Consider the following 13,161-nt stretch of genomic DNA (forward strand, 5'->3'; position numbering starts at 1 on the left):
ATTATGAAGATACTTCGCTATTACATACCCGCTGTTTTATGGATCATCCTGATCCTGGTGGTCTGTACATTGCCGGGAAAGGATATACCACACACTTCCTGGTTTGACCGGATCCATATGGATAAGGTGGTGCATTTTGGATTGTTCGGGGGCATTGTGCTGTTCCTGAGCCTGGGATACTACCTGCAAAAGAAGCACATATCCCCGCTCACGCTGCTGCTGTTTGTACTGGGCGCGGCCGTATACGGCCTGGCCATTGAGTTCATACAGAAATATTTCGCGATAGACCGCAGCTTTGATATGAATGATGTAGCGGCCGATACCCTGGGCGCTATTGCAGGCATCTGGGTATTTAAGCTGATCCGCCGCTGGTTCCTGAAGCCCGGCGATACCACCGCATAAAAAATTCCCTCCGGGAAACCGGAGGGAATTATACATACTGCTTATGAGAAATAAGTGATTTGACTACTATTGTTTGGAGGCTTCATTTTTCGCTTCCGCCTTCATCTTTTCATTCGCGAAGATGGAGAACTCCACGCGGCGGTTCTTCGCCCTGTTCTCATCAGAATCATTCGGGAATTTAGGCTGGCTTTCACCATACCAGTAAGCCTGTATACGGTTAGCTGCAATGCCTTGTGCGCGCAGGTAAGCGGCTACGGAATTGGCGCGCCTTTCAGACAGGCCCATGTTATACGCATCAGTACCTTTATCGTCCGTGTGGCCTTCTACGCGCACATAAGTGTCCGGGTATTTGTTCAGGATCTGGGCCAGCTCGCGGATATTGCTCTGCGCGGTGCCGGTCAGGTCGGATTTATCGAACCCGAAGAGTACGCCAGAATCGAAGGTTACGTTGATACCTTCGCCTACACGTTCCACCTGGGCATTGGGCACTTCATTCTTGATCTCCTGGGCCTGCTTGTCCATTTTCTTACCAATGAGCACGCCGGCTGTACCACCTACTGCTGCGCCGATAATAGCTCCCAGGGCTGTATTACCGGCAGCTTTACCGATTGCGGCGCCGGTAGCGGCGCCACCGCCAACGCCTATTACAGCGCCTTTCTTGGTATTGTCCATGCTTTGCCAGGTGCTACAGCCAAACAGTAGGGTAGCGGATAGCGTTACGGCTACTATTGCATTCAAATTTTTAGTCATCTTAATAGTTTTAAACATAAAGGTTCTGTATTTTTTCAGGCGTAAACTGCCTTGAAAGGGTTAGGCAAATACTTTGCCAAAATCCTGCAACTGCTATAAATTACTGGACATTAATAAAATATAAACGATTTAATTTATTAACATATCACATATGTATATAAATAAATCTATGTAACTGCGCATTTATCCCAACAGGTTCTTGAGCATGCCGCCCAGTCCGCCGCCGGCCGGTTGTTCCTGTTGCTGCTGCCTGGCGCCGCTGGAAAGCGCGCCCATAATGTCCTGCAGGTCCACATCACCATCGCCGTCGCGGTCCAGGCCGCCGCTGGTGAGGCGTCCCAGGATGCCGGAAAGGTCCATGCCCTGCGCCTTGCCTCCTGTCAGTGAATTCAGGATGCCCTGCAGGTTGAAGCTGCCATCGTTGGGATCATTGGTTTTCTTTACCAGGGAGCCTAGCACGGTGGGAATGAGGCTGCCGGCTATCTGTCCGGCGCTGCCGGCATCCAGGTTGAATTTTTTCAAAAGGGTATCCATAAAATTGCCGGATATCCTGCTTACTACCGGGTTTTGCGGGTCCGTAGCAGTACTGGTGCCTCCCAGCAGGCTTACCACCTGGGCGGCATGGCCGCTGGCCATTTCTTCCTGCAGGCCGGAAGCGATGGAGGCCGTAGCGGCCTGCATCACGGCTTCATTTTGTTCATTGGGTACAGCGGGATTGTTCACTACCGCGCCCTGGGCATTCTCTTTTACGAGATTGAGTAATTGATCAAGCATGATAATATGGTTTGTGAGCCAATAATTAAACATTCCGGGGCGTAAAATTGTTTTCGGCAGCGGCCAGGTATTTATACACATTCCCGTAACGGCAGGATGCATTACGCGCCCTGCTTGAGCTTCTCGGCATTTTCGGCAAACTGCAGCGCGTCGATCATTTCCTGTATATCGCCATTCATGAAGGCATCCAGGTTGTACACGGTCATCCCGATGCGGTGGTCTGTTACGCGGCCCTGGGGAAAATTATAGGTGCGTATCTTGGCCGACCGGTCGCCCGTGGATACCAGGCTTTTACGCTGGGAGGCAATCGCTTCTTCATGCTTGCGCACCGCCGCTTCGTATATACGGGTGCGTAACATCTTCATGGCGATATCACGGTTGGAGTGCTGGCTGCGGCCTTCCTGGCACTCTACTACCGTGCCTGTAGGAATGTGGGTCAGGCGCACGGCGGATTCCGTTTTGTTCACGTGCTGGCCGCCCGCACCGGAAGAGCGGAAGGTATCCATCTTGATGTCCGCCTCACGGATCTCCACGTCCACTTCATCGGCTTCCGGCAGCACGGCTACCGTAGCGGCAGAGGTGTGCACCCGGCCGGAAGCCTCCGTAGCGGGTACGCGCTGTACGCGGTGCACACCGGACTCGAACTTGAGGATGCCGTATACATCGTCGCCGCTTACTTCCACGGCTACTTCCTTGTAGCCGCCCACAGCGCCGGGGGTTTCATTGAGAATATTGGTGCTCCAGCCCTTGCCTTCGCAGTAGCGGAGGTACATGCGCAGCAGGTCGCCGGCAAACAGGCTGGCCTCGTCGCCGCCGGTGCCGCCCCTGATCTCCAGGATGGCGTTTTTCTCATCCTGCGGGTCCTTGGGGATCAGCAGGTTGCGGATAGTGGCTTCCTGCGCTTCCTTCTGTTCGTATAGCCCTTCCGTTTCCTCCTTGGCCAGCTCGCGCATTTCCTCGTCGCCGCTGTCCAGGGCTTCCTTATTGAACGCAATGGCATCCAGCAGCTTGCGGTACTCGTCGTAGGCTTTTACGATCTTTTCCAGTTGCCGGTATTCCTTGCTCAGCTTACCGAACTGCTTGTTGTCACTGACTACTTCCGGGTTGGTCAGCGCCAGGGCTACCTGCTCAAACCGGCCTTTTATCGCTTCTAGTTTGTCTATCATAACTATCTTTGAAAATCGTGCCCGCCGGCAGGCGGGGATGCAAAATTAATTTAAAATACCAAGATACAGGTATGTCTCAACCGATTAAACTGAGCGGCACGGACCTGTTTGACGGAGAACGGCTGCTGGGCGCCGGCAAGGTGCTGGTGCTGGACGCAGACGGCACCGTGCTGGCCATTACGGACAAAAGCGCGGCGGGCGGCGATGTGCAGGAGCTGGACGGCCTGCTGTGCCCCGGCTTTGTAAACGCCCACTGCCACCTGGAGCTATCGCACATGAAAGGCGTGGTGCCGGAAAAAACCGGCTTACCCGCATTCCTGGCGGCGGTAATGACGCAAAGAGGGCAGGCCGCGCCGGACCCGGAGGCTGTGATGGCCGCTGCCGAGGAGGAAATGTGGGCGCAGGGCATTGCCGCCGTGGGAGATATCTGTAATAATACCGCCACGCTGGCGCGAAAACAGGCAGGACGGCTGTACTATCATTCCTTTGTAGAATGCATGGGGTTTGTTGACGCTGCCGCCGCGCAGCGGCTGGAGCAAAGCATGGCCGTGTACCGGCAGTTCCGGGACATTAACGGCCCGCTGCACAACTGCTCCCTGGCGCCCCATGCCCCCTATTCTGTCAGCGCCACCCTGTTTGCCCTGCTGGCGGGGCTGCCGGACAACACGCCCCTTACCATCCACAACCAGGAGTGTGCGGCAGAAGACGAACTATACCGGCTTAAAACCGGCCTTTTCCTGGACTTTTACCAGCGCTTCGGCATCGACATCAGCGGCTTCCGGGCCGGACATCCCAGCAGCCTGCAGGCCTGCCTGCCCTACCTGGCTGGCAGCCCGCTGCTGCTGGTGCATAATACCTTTACGCAGGAGGCGGACATACAGGCGGCCCTGCAACGCCGCCTGCCCGTATACTGGTGCCTTTGCCCCCTGGCCAACCTGTACATAGAAGGCCGGCTGCCGGACATTTCCCTGCTGCGACGCCTGGGCTGCACCCTCACACTGGGCACGGACAGCCTGGCCTCCAACCACCAACTCTCCATCTGGGCGGAGATACAGGTGATCCGGCAACATTTCCCGGATATCCCGCTGCAGGAGATCCTGCAATGGGCCACCCTCAATGGCGCCCGTGCGCTGGGCATTGCCGGGCGCTATGGCAGCTTTACACCCGGCGCACGCCCCGGCGTGGTACTGGCAGGAGACGCCGCCTGCAAAAGACTGCTGTAGCGCACATGAAATGATCCGTATGAATATATTTGCAGGTGAAATTATCCTACATGCCTTCATTCCTGGACCAGCCCCTGCTGGGCAATCCTGTTCGTAACTACCTGATACTGGTAATGGTACTGCTGCTGGTATTCTCCGTTAAACGCTACCTCTCCAGGGGTATCGCCGCCATTGGTTTCCGGCTGCTGAAGCGCTGGTCGCCACAGATAGAAAGAAAAGAGCTGGCGCAGTTATTAATACGGCCCCTGGAATATTTCCTGCTGCTGCTGGCCTTTATGCTCACCATTGATCATTTCCGTTTTCCGCCGGAGCTGGATGTGACCATCTATAACCAGCTCACCCTGAAAAGGCTGACCGGTATCCTGCTGGAGATCGCCTTTTGTATCTGCGTGATCTGGATCCTGCTGCGGTTCATCGATTTCATTGCCCTTATCCTGGAAAAGCAGGCCCACCTTACGCCCGACATGACGGATAACCAGTTCGTTGTTTTTTTCCGGGACTTCTTCAAGGCCATTATTTTTATCATGGGTGCGGTAGTGCTGATACGGGTGCTCTTCGGACCCGACCTGGTGAACAAACTGGTTACAGGACTGGGCATTGGTGCGGCCGCCCTGGCCCTGGCCGCCAAGGAAAGCATAGAGAACCTGATCGGCTCTTTCATCATCTTTTTTGACAAACCTTTCCGCGTAGGGGATTTTGTAAAAGTTGACGCTTACCAGGGCACCGTGGAAAAAATAGGCCTGCGCAGCACCCGCATCCGCACCCTGGAAAAAACCTTCGTAACGGTGCCGAATAAAAAAATGGTAGACAGCATACTGGACAACCTGAGCCTGCGTACCCAGCAACGGGTAGCCATGCACCTGGAGCTGTCCACTGAAACGCCGGCCGGCAGCCTGCTGAAAGTGCTGCAAGGCATACAGCAGTTGCTGGGCAACAATTCCAACGTGCTGCCCGGTTTCACGGTAAACCTGCACGATTTTCACAAAGACACTTACCTGGTGCAGATCATTTACAATACCTATATCATTGAGGGGAACCAGTATGCGGCCTTAAGGGAAACGATCAACCTGGGGATCATACGCTTGCTGGAAGCGGAAGGGGTAAAGCTGGCGAAAGTGACGGTGGGCTGATATGCCGACGTGCTGCAGCACATCAGCATATCAGCTCATTAGGCATTAATTATCGCCTTTTTTATTGCTCTTCAGCAGTATTTTGGCAATATCCGCTTCTACGGACTCGTCTACATTACCGGTGATGCGGCCTATTTCCTTGCCTTCTTTCAATACGATGAAGGTAGGTACTTTCTTCAGCTTGTACTCCAGGGGGGAGCCGGTATCCAGCTTTTCATCCGCGCCGAAAATAAGCATCTGTGTTTCCGGGCTGCCGGCCAGCACCATTACTTTATATAACTGCGGGAACAGCAGGCGGCTTTGTTCATCCCAGGTACCTACCAGCGCTACCACGTTGAATTTATCACGATTGGTCTTGATGTAGTTCAGCATATTGTCGTTCGGCTGGTATTTGTTTACACCGGTGTAGAACCAGGAGAAGCCCGGATCGCTGGTCAGCGTTTTCAGATCCAGCTTACCTTTCAGCACTTTGGCGCTGCTGCCGTTCTGCGCCAGGGCCCATGTAGTGCAGCCAAACATCAGGGCAGCCCCCAGTAATAATGTTTTTAATTGCATATCCTTTTTGTTTATAATTGATCTTTGAGCTCTGTCAGGAACCCTTTTACTTTTAGCAAAGCCTGTACCATTTCAAAATTCCGGGCGGCTAACTTTTTATCTTCCCTGAGTTTTTGCTTAGCGCCTTCGATGGTGTATTTCCTTTCCCGCAGCAGGTGGTAGATGAGTTTAAGGTGGTGAATGTCTTCCTGCCGGAAAAGGCGGTCGCCTTTGCGGTTCTTTTTAGGCTGCAGTATGTCGAATTCATTTTCCCAGTAGCGGATGAGGGAGGTGTTTACACGAAACATGCCCGCTACTTCGCTGATGGAGTAGTACTGCTTGTCCAGTGTTATTTTGTCCAGCTCTTTCATCACATCCGAATCTTCGCTTACTTCTTTCAATGATTTACGGCCCCGCTTTTTCTTGGGCGGCCCGGCTACCGCCGTTGCGGGCGCAGATGCCGTTACTGCTGCAGGGGCACCCCCGTTTTCAGCAGGCGTTACCACTGCCTTCTCCACCGGTGGTGACGGTGGTTGCAGGGCGCCAAAAAGGTCCAATTGGTGCATCATGGCAGAAAATCAATATGACAAATATCCGTTAAGCCTTGCAATTTCCATGCTATAAATCTGCAATCCGTAGTAATACCTTTAAAATTAGTCAAAAGACTGATTCCCGGACCGGGCTATTTTCAACATACGGTCAAATTCTTCGGGGGTAAGATCATTAAAGAAGAAATATACAGGGTCCACCTTTTCCCCGTTCTTGATCACCTCGTAGTGGCAGTGCGGCCCGGTAGACTTGCCGGTGCTGCCCACCCAGCCCAGCACATCGCCGCGCTTTACGGCCTGCCCGCGCTTTACCTTCACGCGTATCATATGGCCATACAGGGTTTTATAGCCATAGCCATGGCGTATCACCACGTGGTTGCCATACCCTACGTCACTGAGGCTGGCATCTTCCACCACCCCGTCGCCGGTGGCATAGATGGGGGTACCGCTGGGCGCTGTAAAATCCAGGCCGGCGTGGAACTTCACGGTTTTATAAATAGGGTCAATGCGGTAGCCGAAGCCGGAAGCGATGCGTTTCAGGTCCTTGTTGGCCACAGGTTGTATGGCGGGGATGGAAGCCAGCATTTTCTGCTTGTTCTTCACCAGGTCGTCTATTTCCTTATAGGACTTTTCCTGCGCGCTAATACGGTTCATCAGCTCCTTGAGCAGGGCGGCGGTGCTGGCGATAATATCACTGCTGGCAAATGACTGGAGCTGGGCCAGCTCTTCATCCTTTTCCATTTTGCCGGCGCGGGTGCTGTCCGGTATGGGAGAGGCTTCAAATATTACGCGGTATATCTGGTTATCACGGCGCTGCAGTTCTGTTAGCTGGCTTTTGGCGTCGTTCATCCGCTGCTGCAGGGCGTCGTACTGCTCCTTCATGTTGTCTATCTCGCGGCGCAGGGACTTCTCTTTGGGTGAATCCAGGAAACGGTAGGCTACCGAGAGGAAAATAATGCCGGTAACAATGGCTGCCGACAGGAATCCCAGTATCCGCAATATTTTGACCCGAACCGATACAACCAGCTTTTCATATTTAAGGGTTTGGGTGTTATAAAAATATTTGACCTTCTTCATTGAACAGTTTGACTGTTTTAGCTATTAGCTGTGGCTTTTAACTGCGTTGCCCCTAACATAGCGCCAGGCTGCCGCTCCTGCCGGGAGCCAACAGCTAAACGCAGGAGCTGCGCAGCTTATTTGAATAATCTTACAGGTTTCAATATTTTTGCACTCCTTTCCCGCAAATCCAACAGGTTTGCAGGATATACGGGGCGTGCAAACCTAATGGAATTAGACTAAAATGGCAATCTTTTGAGTGTCAATTTTCTAAGTATCCCCATTTGGGCTACAAATTAAAGCCAAATTTAGAACAGACGCAATTTATAATCTTTAAAATACATATTAACCGGCTATAATATTTTATGACTGCATCCGAGATCCGACAGCAATTCCTGGATTTTTTTGCCTCCAAAGGCCACCAGATCGTGCCTTCCGCCCCTATCGTGGTAAAGAATGACCCTACGCTGTTATTCACCAACGCGGGCATGAACCAGTTCAAGGACTACTTCCTGGGCAACAAGGCCCCTGCGCACAGCCGCGTGGCGGATACCCAGAAATGCCTGCGGGTAAGCGGCAAGCACAACGACCTGGAGGAGGTGGGCATTGATACCTACCACCACACCATGTTCGAGATGCTGGGCAACTGGAGCTTCGGGGATTATTTCAAGCAGGAAGCCATTGCCTGGAGCTGGGAGCTGCTGACAAAAGTCTATAAGATACCGGCAGACCGGTTGTATGTCACCTTCTTTGAAGGCGATCCCAAAGAAAACCTACCGCGGGACGAGGAAGCCTATACCTGCTGGAAACAGCATATTGCGGAAGACCGCATACTGCCCGGCAATAAAAAGGACAATTTCTGGGAAATGGGCGACACCGGCCCCTGCGGCCCCTGCTCCGAGATACATGTGGACTGCCGGCCGGATGCAGAGCGGCAGCAGCAGGACGGGCGCAGCCTGGTAAATGCAGACCATCCGCAGGTGATCGAGATCTGGAACAACGTGTTCATGCAGTTCAACCGCCTGAAGGATGGCTCCCTGGCGCCGCTGCCGGCCAGACACGTGGACACCGGTATGGGCCTGGAGCGCCTGGTAAGGGTGCTGCAGGGCAAAACCTCCAATTACGATACGGACCTTTTCATGGGCACCATCCATGCCACTGAAAAGCTGACCGGCTTTACCTACGGCGGCACGGACAGCAAGCCGGATGTGGCCTTCCGCGTGATTGCAGACCACCTGCGGGCCATCTCCTTTACCATTGCCGACGGGCAATTGCCTTCCAACACCGGCGCAGGTTATGTGATACGCCGTATCCTGCGCAGGGCCGTGCGCTATTATTATACCTTCCTGGACGCCAAAAAACCGCTGCTGCATGAGCTGGTGCCGGTACTGGCGCAGCAGTTTGCCCATGTATTCCCCGAGCTGCAGCAGCAGGCGGATTTTGTGAAGAAGGTGGTATTCGAAGAGGAGCACAACTTTTTACGCACGCTGGAAAGCGGCATCCGCCGGATAGAGGACGTAATGGCAGCCGCCGGCCCGCAAACCAGAACAATAGACGGCAAAACCGCCTTTGAGCTATATGATACCTACGGCTTTCCGCTGGACCTCACCTACCTGATAGCCCATGAAAAAGGCTTTACGGTGGATGAAAAGGGTTTTGACGCGGAAATGCAGCAGCAAAAGAACCGCTCCCGCGCCGCTACCGAACTGGATACCGGCGACTGGACCGTGCTGCACGACACCCCGGCCAATATATTCATCGGCTACGAGCTGCTGGAAAATACCACCCAGGTTACCAAGTACCGTAAAATCAAGGCCAAAGGCAAAGAGCAGTACCAGTTGGTGCTGGAGCAAACGCCTTTTTACGCGGAAAGCGGCGGCCAGGTAGGCGATACCGGTATCCTGCAGTTTGAAGGGGATACCATTGCCGTTACTGATACCAAAAAGGAGAACGACCTGATCGTTCACTTCACTGACCGCCTGCCGGCCAATGTAGCCGCGCCGGTACGGGCCGAAGTGGACCGGGACAAGCGGCAGGACACCGCCCGGCACCACTCCGCCACCCACCTGCTGCACGCCGCCCTGCGGGAGGTGCTGGGCAGCCATGTGGCGCAGAAAGGGTCGCTGGTGAACGCGGAATACCTGCGTTTTGATTGCTCCCATTTTGCCAAGGTGAGCGACGAGGAGCTGGCTGCCATTGAAGCACTGGTGAATGAAAAGATCCGGCAGAACATACCCGTAGTGATACAGGAAATGCCCAGGGAGGAAGCCCTGCAACTGGGCGCCATGGCCCTGTTTGGCGAAAAATACGGAGACGTGGTAAGGGTAGTGATGATGGACCCGGACTATTCCATAGAGCTGTGCGGCGGTACGCATGTAGGCGCCACCGGCGAGCTGGGCCTGTTCAAATTCATCAGTGAAAGCGCAGTAGCCGCCGGCGTGCGCCGCCTGGAAGCCGTGACCGGCGCCCGGGCCCTTGCTTTTGTAAATGAACAGTTGCTGCAGCTCAAAGACATCAAGGCCGTGCTGAAAAATCCCAAAGAGCCGGTAAAAGCCTTTGAAAGCCTGCTGCAGGAAAAAACCGGCCTGGAAAAACAACTGGCGCAACTGGAGCTGGAAAAAGTGAATGAGCTGGCGGCCAGCCTGAAACAGCAGGTAAGCGCCATCAACGGCGTGAACTTTATAGGCCAGGTGGTAAAGGTAAACCACCCGGATTCGCTGAAACAACTGGGCACTGCGCTGAAAGCCATTGACAACCACGTGGTAGTGCTGGCAGCGGCGGTAAATGGCAAGGCCAGCGTAGCCCTGCTGGTAGCGGAGGCGCTGGTAAACGCCAAAGGCTGGGAAGCACCGAAGATCATTAAAGAAAGGATCGCCCCGCTGATAAAAGGCGGCGGCGGCGGACAAAAATCCTTCGCCACCGCAGGCGGCCAGGACACTGACAAGCTGCAGGAGGTAGTGGAGCAGGTGCGGAAGCTGGTAGAGGGATAAATACTTTTTAACTTTTCCTTTGTACGCCTACCCTGTAATTTTGCCTTATTAAGTTCATTAAAAAAATAAGGTTTGTTATGGGAAAGTTACTCCAAACGCTGACCCTGGCAGGTGTTACCTGCTGCGCTTTTATCATGGCTCCTCCTGCACAGGCGCAGGACAGCACTACTAAAAGTGACAAACTGGGTGAATACGACGAGATCATCATTAAACAAAAAAACAACCAGGACGGTAAAGTAACCATCGAGATCAAAGATGGGGAGGTATGGGTAGACGGCAAAAAGCTGGAACACTATAAGGACGGCGACCTCTCCGTGTACCGCCGCAGGATCACTCCCCGGGATGGGAACGCCTTCTCCTTCAGCAATCCCCGCCGAAGCCTGCAGTTCTTCAACAACGAGGACAATATGATCCGTGGCGGCCGGGCCCTGCTGGGCGTGATCACGGAGAAAAAGGAAGCCGCCGGTGTTACCGTAAGAGAAGTATCTGAAGGCAGCGCCGCGGAAAAGGCCGGTATTAAAACAGGCGACGTGATCACGGGCGTGGATGCAGACAAGATCGCAGAGCCGCAGGACCTGTTCGAGAAGATCAGCGAATACGACCCGGGCGATAAAGTAACCGTTACCTACCTGCGCAACGGCAAGGAAAATAAAGCCACCGTTACCCTGGGCGAGCGTAAAGATACCCGCGTGTTCAACTTTACCCCGCCGGGGCCGGGCAACAGCGATCAGCTCTTCCGCTTCCACGGACCACGTGGCGGCCAGGGCTTTGGCGACCGCTTCAACTGGTTTGGCGATGACAGCAAGGAAGCCAGGCTGGGGCTGTCCGTACAGGACACCGAGAACCGCGAGGGCGCCAGGGTGCTGGAGATTACCGAAGGCTCCGCAGCGGCTAAAGCCGGCTTCAGGGAAGATGACATCATCACCGAAATGGCCGGTACGGAAGTACGGTCCGCCAAAGATGTGGTGAACGCCTACCGCGATCACCAGGACAAAGAGACAATAACGGCTAAGGTTAAACGTAATAACAAGGTACAGCAAATTACGATTGATGTACCCAGGAAGCTGAATAAGGCGGACCTGTAGTCAGCACATCGATTTGATTTGGTTTAAGTGTGTAAAAGTCCCGTTTGCCTCCCGGCAAAACGGGACTTTTACTTTATAAGGAGCTTTACGAACTTCAGCTTGTTCTTAAAGGGCGCATATTTCATGGGGACGTCCAGCCAGGTAGCGGTGCGCATCATGCCTTTGGCATGCGTAAAGGTTTCAAAGCTGAACCGCCCGTGGTACCGGCCCATGCCACTGTACCCCACCCCGCCAAAAGGCAGCTCGGGATTGGTCAGGTGCACCAGCGTATTGTTGATACAACCGCCCCCAAAACGTACCTGCTCTTCCAGTAGCTTACGGGTAGCTGCCCGCTTCGTAAATACATACAGCGATAATGGATAGGGGTGCCGCCGGATCATTTGTATGGCCTGGGGCAGCCCATCGAAGGGGATGATGGGCAGTATGGGGCCGAATATCTCCTCCTGCATCAGCGGGGATTCCCATTCCACTTCTTCCAGCAGGGTAGGCGCCATATACAGGGTGCCTTTATCATGCTGGCCGCCGTGTATGATGCGGCCTTGCTGCAGGAAATCCTGCAAAACATCAAAGCGCCTGGTATTGATGATACGGGCATAGTCCGGGCTGTCTGCCGGGCTGGTGCCGTAAAACTGTACGATGGCCTCTTCCATGGCCGCGATCAGGGCCGCCTTTACCCGGCTGTGCACCAGCACGTAGTCCGGCGCTACACAGGTTTGGCCGGCATTCCAGAACTTGCCCCACACAATGCGCCTGGCAGCCACCTTAATGTTCACCTTATCATCCACCACGCAGGGCGATTTGCCGCCCAGCTCCAGCGTTACGGGCGTCAGGTGCGGCACGGCCATCTCCATGATCTTTTTGCCCACGGGGATACTGCCGGTAAAGAACACATGGTCAAAACGGTGCGCCATGGCGGCCGGTATCACTTCGCTGCCTTCCCCCTGCAGCAGGGCCACATAAGCCGGATCAAAAGTGTCCTTTACCAGTTGCTCCATCACCGCAGCGGTATGGGGCGCCAGCTCGGAAGGTTTCAGCAGGGCGCAGTTGCCCCCGGCGATGGCGCCTACCAGGGGGCCTGCCAGGAGCTGGAAAGGATAATTCCAGGGCGCAATGATCAGGGTAAGCCCCAGCGGGGAGCGTAATATTTTACTGTGGCTGGGGTAATGCTCCAGGGGGCTGCTCACCTCCTGCGGCCGCATCCACTGGCGCAGGCGTGAAAGCACATGGTCTATTTCCACGTACACAAAGCCTACTTCGCTGCCATAAGCTTCTACCGGATGCTTGCGCATATCCGCATAGAGGGCGTCCAGTATGGCAGGCTCATACTTTTTAATGCCCTGCTTCAACCGCTTCAACTGGGTTTTCCGGAAGGCGTATGGCAAAGTGGCGCCGGAGTCGAAGAAGGCCTGCTGGGCGCTGTATAGTTCAGCTATATTCATGGGCAGATGTGCTAAATGGGCAGATATGCTAATTTAATGATAAAAAATGATGGGCGGATGATGT

General features: G+C 54.2%; 12 protein-coding genes. 5 read left to right on the forward strand and 7 right to left on the reverse strand.

Annotated features, from left to right (window positions below; all coding sequences use genetic code 11):
• Positions 1–3: 3 nt before the first annotated feature.
• Positions 4–402 (forward strand): VanZ family protein, encoded by a 399-nt coding sequence (locus LX66_RS03725; protein WP_145710544.1) that lies wholly within the window; start codon positions 4–6, stop codon positions 400–402.
• Between the two features lie 66 nt (positions 403–468).
• Here LX66_RS03725 and LX66_RS03730 read toward each other — a convergent pair whose 3' ends face one another.
• The 3 genes from LX66_RS03730 to prfA form a co-directional block, all read right to left on the reverse strand.
• Entirely contained in the window at positions 469–1,152 is a 684-nt protein-coding gene (locus LX66_RS03730; protein ID WP_145710545.1) for an OmpA family protein, read from the reverse strand.
• Positions 1,153–1,335: 183 nt separating this feature from the next.
• On the reverse strand, positions 1,336–1,926 hold the full coding sequence (locus LX66_RS03735; protein WP_145710546.1) for a hypothetical protein: 591 nt from the start codon (positions 1,924–1,926) through the stop codon (positions 1,336–1,338).
• Between the two features lie 101 nt (positions 1,927–2,027).
• Positions 2,028–3,092 (reverse strand): peptide chain release factor 1, encoded by a 1,065-nt coding sequence (gene prfA / locus LX66_RS03740; RefSeq protein ID WP_145710547.1) that lies wholly within the window; start codon positions 3,090–3,092, stop codon positions 2,028–2,030.
• A 71-nt stretch (positions 3,093–3,163) separates the two neighbouring features.
• On the opposite strand from prfA, the gene LX66_RS03745 reads away from it, so the two are divergent.
• Together LX66_RS03745 and LX66_RS03750 are read left to right on the forward strand one after the other, a co-directional pair.
• Positions 3,164–4,315, forward strand: a complete 1,152-nt coding sequence (locus LX66_RS03745; protein WP_145710548.1) for an amidohydrolase family protein — start codon at positions 3,164–3,166, stop codon at positions 4,313–4,315.
• Between the two features lie 50 nt (positions 4,316–4,365).
• On the forward strand, positions 4,366–5,445 hold the full coding sequence (locus tag LX66_RS03750; RefSeq protein WP_145710549.1) for a mechanosensitive ion channel family protein: 1,080 nt from the start codon (positions 4,366–4,368) through the stop codon (positions 5,443–5,445).
• A 45-nt stretch (positions 5,446–5,490) separates the two neighbouring features.
• Here the strand turns inward: LX66_RS03750 and LX66_RS03755 are convergent, their stop codons facing one another.
• The 3 genes from LX66_RS03755 to LX66_RS03765 form a co-directional block, all read right to left on the reverse strand.
• Positions 5,491–6,000: a thioredoxin family protein gene (locus LX66_RS03755; protein ID WP_145710550.1), complete on the reverse strand. Its 510-nt coding sequence runs from the start codon at positions 5,998–6,000 to the stop codon at positions 5,491–5,493.
• Between the two features lie 11 nt (positions 6,001–6,011).
• Entirely contained in the window at positions 6,012–6,548 is a 537-nt protein-coding gene (locus LX66_RS28440; RefSeq protein WP_244620279.1) for a MerR family transcriptional regulator, read from the reverse strand.
• An 84-nt stretch (positions 6,549–6,632) separates the two neighbouring features.
• Complete coding sequence (locus LX66_RS03765; protein ID WP_145710551.1) at positions 6,633–7,604, reverse strand: M23 family metallopeptidase; 972 nt, start codon at positions 7,602–7,604, stop codon at positions 6,633–6,635.
• 344 nt (positions 7,605–7,948) lie between these two features.
• On the opposite strand from LX66_RS03765, the gene alaS reads away from it, so the two are divergent.
• Both alaS and LX66_RS03775 read left to right on the forward strand, forming a co-directional pair.
• The gene (alaS, locus tag LX66_RS03770) at positions 7,949–10,573 is read left to right on the forward strand and encodes an alanine--tRNA ligase (RefSeq protein ID WP_145710552.1); all 2,625 of its coding nucleotides are present in this window, start codon (positions 7,949–7,951) and stop codon (positions 10,571–10,573) included.
• Between the two features lie 77 nt (positions 10,574–10,650).
• Positions 10,651–11,658, forward strand: a complete 1,008-nt coding sequence (locus LX66_RS03775; RefSeq protein ID WP_145710553.1) for a PDZ domain-containing protein — start codon at positions 10,651–10,653, stop codon at positions 11,656–11,658.
• A gap of 68 nt (positions 11,659–11,726) precedes the next feature.
• On the opposite strand, the gene LX66_RS03780 is transcribed toward LX66_RS03775, so the two are convergent.
• Entirely contained in the window at positions 11,727–13,097 is a 1,371-nt protein-coding gene (locus LX66_RS03780; RefSeq protein ID WP_211365983.1) for an aldehyde dehydrogenase, read from the reverse strand.
• Between the last annotated feature and the right edge of the window lie 64 nt (positions 13,098–13,161).

The sequence above is a fragment of the Chitinophaga japonensis genome (genome assembly GCF_007830125.1).
GTDB classification, from domain to species: domain Bacteria; phylum Bacteroidota; class Bacteroidia; order Chitinophagales; family Chitinophagaceae; genus Chitinophaga; species Chitinophaga japonensis.

Coding starts and splice junctions, on each gene's coding strand:
- LX66_RS03725 (WP_145710544.1), top strand. CDS start 4: ATGAAGATACTTCGCTATTACATACCCGCTGTTTTATGGATCATCCTG.
- LX66_RS03730 (WP_145710545.1), bottom strand. CDS start 1,152: ATGACTAAAAATTTGAATGCAATAGTAGCCGTAACGCTATCCGCTACC.
- LX66_RS03735 (WP_145710546.1), bottom strand. CDS start 1,926: ATGCTTGATCAATTACTCAATCTCGTAAAAGAGAATGCCCAGGGCGCG.
- prfA (WP_145710547.1), bottom strand. CDS start 3,092: ATGATAGACAAACTAGAAGCGATAAAAGGCCGGTTTGAGCAGGTAGCC.
- LX66_RS03745 (WP_145710548.1), top strand. CDS start 3,164: ATGTCTCAACCGATTAAACTGAGCGGCACGGACCTGTTTGACGGAGAA.
- LX66_RS03750 (WP_145710549.1), top strand. CDS start 4,366: ATGCCTTCATTCCTGGACCAGCCCCTGCTGGGCAATCCTGTTCGTAAC.
- LX66_RS03755 (WP_145710550.1), bottom strand. CDS start 6,000: ATGCAATTAAAAACATTATTACTGGGGGCTGCCCTGATGTTTGGCTGC.
- LX66_RS28440 (WP_244620279.1), bottom strand. CDS start 6,548: ATGATGCACCAATTGGACCTTTTTGGCGCCCTGCAACCACCGTCACCA.
- LX66_RS03765 (WP_145710551.1), bottom strand. CDS start 7,604: ATGAAGAAGGTCAAATATTTTTATAACACCCAAACCCTTAAATATGAA.
- alaS (WP_145710552.1), top strand. CDS start 7,949: ATGACTGCATCCGAGATCCGACAGCAATTCCTGGATTTTTTTGCCTCC.
- LX66_RS03775 (WP_145710553.1), top strand. CDS start 10,651: ATGGGAAAGTTACTCCAAACGCTGACCCTGGCAGGTGTTACCTGCTGC.
- LX66_RS03780 (WP_211365983.1), bottom strand. CDS start 13,097: ATGAATATAGCTGAACTATACAGCGCCCAGCAGGCCTTCTTCGACTCC.